At 64.8% G+C, this 5226-nt stretch carries 4 protein-coding genes; 1 reads left to right on the top strand and 3 read right to left on the bottom strand.

What is annotated here, in order from left to right:
• Positions 1 to 2166: Ig-like domain-containing protein (locus tag VFH65_RS18340; RefSeq protein WP_353323359.1), on the top strand; the 2166-nt coding region annotated here is incomplete at its 5' end.
• A gap of 4 nt (positions 2167 to 2170) precedes the next feature.
• Here the strand turns inward: VFH65_RS18340 and VFH65_RS18335 are convergent.
• From VFH65_RS18335 to VFH65_RS18325, 3 genes are all read right to left on the bottom strand, one after another.
• Positions 2171 to 3031, bottom strand: a complete 861-nt coding sequence (locus VFH65_RS18335) for a TIGR03619 family F420-dependent LLM class oxidoreductase (RefSeq protein ID WP_353323357.1) — start codon at positions 3029 to 3031, stop codon at positions 2171 to 2173.
• Positions 3028 to 3657, bottom strand: a complete 630-nt coding sequence (locus VFH65_RS18330) for a PaaI family thioesterase (protein WP_353323361.1) — start codon at positions 3655 to 3657, stop codon at positions 3028 to 3030. The genes VFH65_RS18335 and VFH65_RS18330 overlap by 4 nt, the downstream gene beginning before the upstream one ends.
• A gap of 16 nt (positions 3658 to 3673) precedes the next feature.
• The coding region (locus tag VFH65_RS18325; RefSeq protein WP_353323356.1) for a bifunctional [glutamine synthetase] adenylyltransferase/[glutamine synthetase]-adenylyl-L-tyrosine phosphorylase at positions 3674 to 5226 on the bottom strand (1553 nt) is incomplete at its 5' end.

The following is a 5226-nucleotide window of genomic DNA, read 5'->3' as shown; positions in this document are numbered from 1 at the left end:
GCTGATACCGACGGAGATTCACTGACCTACGCAGTCAGCACCCCCGCAGGCAAAGGCTCAATCACCATGACCGGGCCCGGCCAATTCACCTACACCCCCACCTACGCCGCCCGCCACGCCGCAGCAGCCACCACCGCCACCACCGCCGACAAACAAGACACCTTCACCATCACCATCAACGACGGCCACGGCGGACAAACCACCACCACCGTCACCGTCTCCATCACCCCCGCCAACTCAGCGCCGAACGTGACAGTGAACCCAGGCACCCCCAACACCACCACCGGAGTGGTCACCGGAACCATCACCGCCACCGACGCCGACGGCGACCCGCTGACCTACACCGGCTCGACCACCACCACCAAGGGATCGGTGACCGTCAACGCCAACGGCACCTTCACCTACACCCCAACGGCCGCCGCGCGGCATGCCGCTTCGGCAACCGGCGCCACCACCGCCGACAAACAAGACACCTTCACCATCACCGTCACCGACGGCTACGGCGCCACGGTCAGCGTTCCGGTGACCGTGGCGATCGGCCCTGCCAACGCGGTGCCGAACGCGACAGCCAATCCGGGCGCCCCCAACACCACCACCGGAGTCGTCACCGGAACCATCACCGCCACCGACGCCGACGGTGACTCCCTGACCTACACCGGCTCGACCACCACCACCAAGGGATCAGTGACCGTCAACGCCAACGGCACCTTCACCTACACCCCAACGGCCGCCGCCCGCCATGCCGCTTCCGCCGACAACGCCGCGGCCACGGGCGCCACCTCCGACACCTTCACCATCACCGTCACCGACGGCCACGGCGCCAGTGTCACAATCCCGGTCACCGTCAGCATCAGCCCCACCAACATCGCGCCGACGGTTCCGAACCAAACCGCCGGCGTCCGCACTCCGTTTACAGGTACCGGCTTCTATCACGTGGTCGGCTCCGACGCCGACGGCGATGCGCTCACGTTTACCGTCACGACGCAGGCCCTTCACGGAACGATCCTCAATTCGGGTAGTGGGGTTCTCACGTACACCCCCAACATGTCCTACTACGCCGGAATGACCACGGCGTCAGACACATTCGTGATCACGGTGAACGACGGCCATGGCGGCACAGTCACCCAGGTCCTCACCTACAACTGGTCTCCGCTGACCACGCCGACGAATTCAATCAACACGTCGAATACGACGGTCGGATTTGCCGACTCGGACCTGTACTTCATGTCGCAGGCCGACATCAATCGAACCCTCGACACGATGCAGGCGATGGGTGTCAACAACGTCCGGATGATCATCCCGTGGGCCGGCGTCGAGGGGACTAAAGACGTCTACACCTGGGGCACCATCGACTACATCGTCAATGCCGCGTACCAGCGCAATATCGGGGTGGTAGCGGTTCTCAACACCACTCCGACCTGGGCAGCGACGCCGGGCCAACCACTGTATGCCGGTGCGCCGATCGCGGTGGACCAGTACGCCGAGTTCGCCGGCCTGGTGGCAGCGCGATACGCGGGCAAGATTTCGGCCTACGAGATCTGGAACGAGCCGAACGCCTACTTCTTCTGGTCGCCGCAACCCGATCCGGCCGCCTACACCGTGTTACTGCAAGCAGCATTCCCGGCGATCAAGGCCGCCGATCCGAACGCCACCGTGATCGCCGGCGTACTTGGTTCGATTCCCGACTGGGGCAATCTGTACATGAACCCGATCACCTACCTCGATCAGATGTATGACGCAGGCGCGCACGGCTACTTCGACGCGATCTCGTTCCACCCGTATCACTACACGCTGAAGTTCTCTGAGGGCCTGCCGTGGTGGAATCTCTCGCCGATCAATCAGCTGACGATGATGCACGATCTGATGGTGGCCAACGGCGACGGCGACAAGAAGATCTGGTCGACGGAGTACGGCGTGCCGACAGCGGTGGCCAGCGAAGCGACTCAAGCCGAGTTCATTGAGGACTACCTCAATGCCTGGAGCCAGTTCGACTACACGGGTCCGACATTCTTCTACTCGACGCGCGACACCGATACCGATAGCGGGTTTGTCGACTACACATTTGGTCTATTGCGGGACGATTGGACCTACAAGCTCGCCGGCTATATCGCGGCCGAGTGGGCGGCAACTCACCCGCAATTGACGTCGGTCGAGGTGCTCCTCTGAGCGGCTAGCCGTCGAGCGCCAGGTCTTTGCGGAACTTGCGCATGCCGTCGATCTTCTCGGCCAACGTGGCCTGCGGACCGGAGTAGAACATCCATGGCATCGTGATGATGCCGGTGATACCGCTTGCCTCTGCGCGTTCGTAGTGCTCGGGTGTGAAAGCGTCGGTAAGCGGCGTCAGGATGGTGAAATCATCCATCGACAAACCCTTTTCGGCACGCATCTCGCGCAACCGATCGACTCGTTCGATAGCCCGGTCCGTGGTGATCAGGTCCCCGATCCACCCGTCATGGCGCGCGGCGCGACGCAACGCGATGTCGGACAACCCGCCCACGTAGATGGGGATGTGTGGCGGCGTCGGCTCCATCTCCAACCGTGGTGCCGAATAGAACTCGCCATCGAACTCGGTCCAGCCCGGTTGCCACAACGCCTTCATCAACTCGAGCATCTCGTCGGTGCGCTTGCCGCGGCGGTCGAACCGCTGGCCCATCAGCGTGAACTCCTCCTCGCACCAGCCGACGCCGATACCGAGCTCGAGCCGACCCTGCGCCAAATACGCAGCGGTACCAATCGATTTCGCGGCCGAATACGGATCACGCATCGCCGGCAGGTACACCGTTGTGACGAAGTGCAGCCGGGTGGTGACCAGTGCGATGGCGCCGATCATCACCCACGGGTCGGGCCAGTCGGTGAACGCCTCCCAGCGACGTTTGCCGTCCTTGGTGTAGGGATAGGGCGTCTTCAGCGTTTCGAGGTTGATGACGTGGTCAGGGATGCCCATCCCGTAGAATCCCAGATCATCTGCTGCCTTGGCGATTTCGACGACCTCGTGAGTGTCGAGGAAGGCCGTGCTGATGTAAAACCTCATCCTGCGTCGCGGGCCCACGTCGGTTGGATGAAGACCCCTTCGGCCTCCACTGTTGTGCCGTCGGCGTCACTCAGGTAGCCACGCGCGAAAGTCTTGACGCCTTCAATGCGGTCAACGAATGCCTCCGCACGCAGCGGCCCAAGCGGCGTGCCACGCAAGTACTTGAGCGTGATCGTTCCGGTGAACTTCGGCTTGGTCAGCCCGTCGCTGGCTGCCTCGCCGAGAATGTGATCGAGTACCAGTGCGCAGATGCCGCCGTGCACCCAGCCCGGCGGACCCTCGTAGGCGGCGCTGAGGCTGAACTCGCTCCAGCACCGGCCGTCGTCGGAGTGATGGATCTCCATCGGCGGTGCGATCGCATTGCGCAGCCCGACAGCGGGATTGGCCCACGCCAGGGGGCGGCCGGTGCCCGCATGACGCAGCGTCGAGGTCACCGTGCGCTTGTTAGCTTCGAGCGCCTCAGTCACCGCCTCGATGGCCGCCTGCGCCTCGCGGACAGTGTCCTCGTCGGCGTCGGTGTGCAGGCCCGCGTCGATCAGTTTGCGCAGTGCGTCGGTCAACGGCCCGTACAGCGCACGCTGACGCTCGTACTCCTGAGCACTGATCACGTCGAAGCCGAAGTCCATACTCACGCGCTCACCCTCATGCTCCGAAAACCTTTCGTACCACAGCTTTTGCCCGCCGGGTCACCCGCAGATAATGATCGAGGAACTCAGCGCCGTCTCCTCGGTCCCAGCCCGCAGCCAGCGCGACGGCGTTGAGTTGACGACCGGGCCCTGGCAGTTGGTCGGTCGCCTTGCCGCGCACCAACACCAACGCATTGCGCGCACGGGTCGCGGTGAGCCACGCTTGGCGAAGCAGCTCGACATCGCCTTCGGCGATCAACTCTGCCGCGCCGATGGCGTCCAGTGATTGCAGCGTCGAAGTGTTGTGCAGCGCAGGGATTTTGTTCGCGTGCCGCAGCTGCAGCAGCTGCACTGTCCACTCGATGTCTGCGAGCCCGCCGCGACCCAACTTGGTATGGGTGTTCGGGTCCGCACCGCGCGGCAGCCGTTCGGCGTCGACACGCGCCTTGATACGCCTGATCTCCTGCACTGTCTGGGGCGAGATCCCGCCGGGTGGATAGCGAATCTTGTCCGCCATCAACAAGAATCGCTCGCCGAGATCGAGGTCGCCCGCGACCCGGTGCGCCCGCAGCAGAGCCTGGACCTCCCACGGCTGTGCCCATTGTGCGTAATAGGTTTCGTACGACGAAAGGGTGCGCACGAGCGAGCCGTTGCGGCCTTCCGGTCGCAGCCCCGCGTCCACCTCCAGCGGCGGGTCCGCGCTCGGCGTGCCGAGCAGCGTCCGAACTTGTTCGGCGATGGTCACCGACCACCGCACCGCGGCCGACTCGTCGGCACCCTCGGCCGGTTCGCATACGAACATCACGTCGGCGTCCGAACCGTAGCCGAGCTCGCCGCCGCCAAGACGTCCCATCCCGATCACCGCGATGCGGGCAGGCGATCCGTCGTCGGAAGTGTTGGCCCGGATCACCGCCTCCAGCGCGGCCTGCAGCACCGCCACCCATACCGACGTCAGCGCCTTGCACACGTCGGTCACTTCGAGCATTCCGAGCAGGTCGGCCGAGGCGATGCGGGCCAGCTCGCGCCGACGCAGCGTGCGGGCCGCGGCGATGGCCCGCACCGGATCGGAATGCCTACCCGCCGAGGCGATCAGCGCCCGCGCCACGGCGTCGGGTTCGACGTCGCACAGCTTGGGTCCGTCGGGACCGTCGGCGTAGGACTGGATGACCTCGGGTGCCCGCATCAATAGTTCGGGCACATACGCCGACGTGCCAAGAACCTGCATCAGCCGCTTGGCGACCGCACCCTCGTCGCGCAGCGTCGACAGGAACCACCGCTGCTCGGCCAGCGCCTCACTGATCCTTCTGTAGGCCAGCAGACCGGCATCGGGGTCAGGGGTATCGGAGAGCCAATCCAGCAGGGTGGGCAGCAGCACCTGCTGCACCCGCCCACGCCTGCCGCTGGAGCTGGTGAGCGCCGCCAGATGTGTCAACGCGCTCTGCGGCCCCTCGTAGCCAAGGGCGGCCAGCTGGCGTTCAGCGGCTTGCGGCGTCATGCCTTCCGAAATGCCAAGCGCCGGTTGGCCCACCGACTCCAGCAGCGGTTGGTAGAACAGCTTGGCGTGCAGCC

The sequence above is a fragment of the Mycobacterium sp. genome, from assembly GCF_035697385.1.
In the GTDB taxonomy this organism is placed as follows: domain Bacteria; phylum Actinomycetota; class Actinomycetes; order Mycobacteriales; family Mycobacteriaceae; genus Mycobacterium.
The sequence above is the reverse complement of the archived record's forward strand: the minus strand, read 5'-3'. Positions and strand labels throughout refer to the sequence as shown.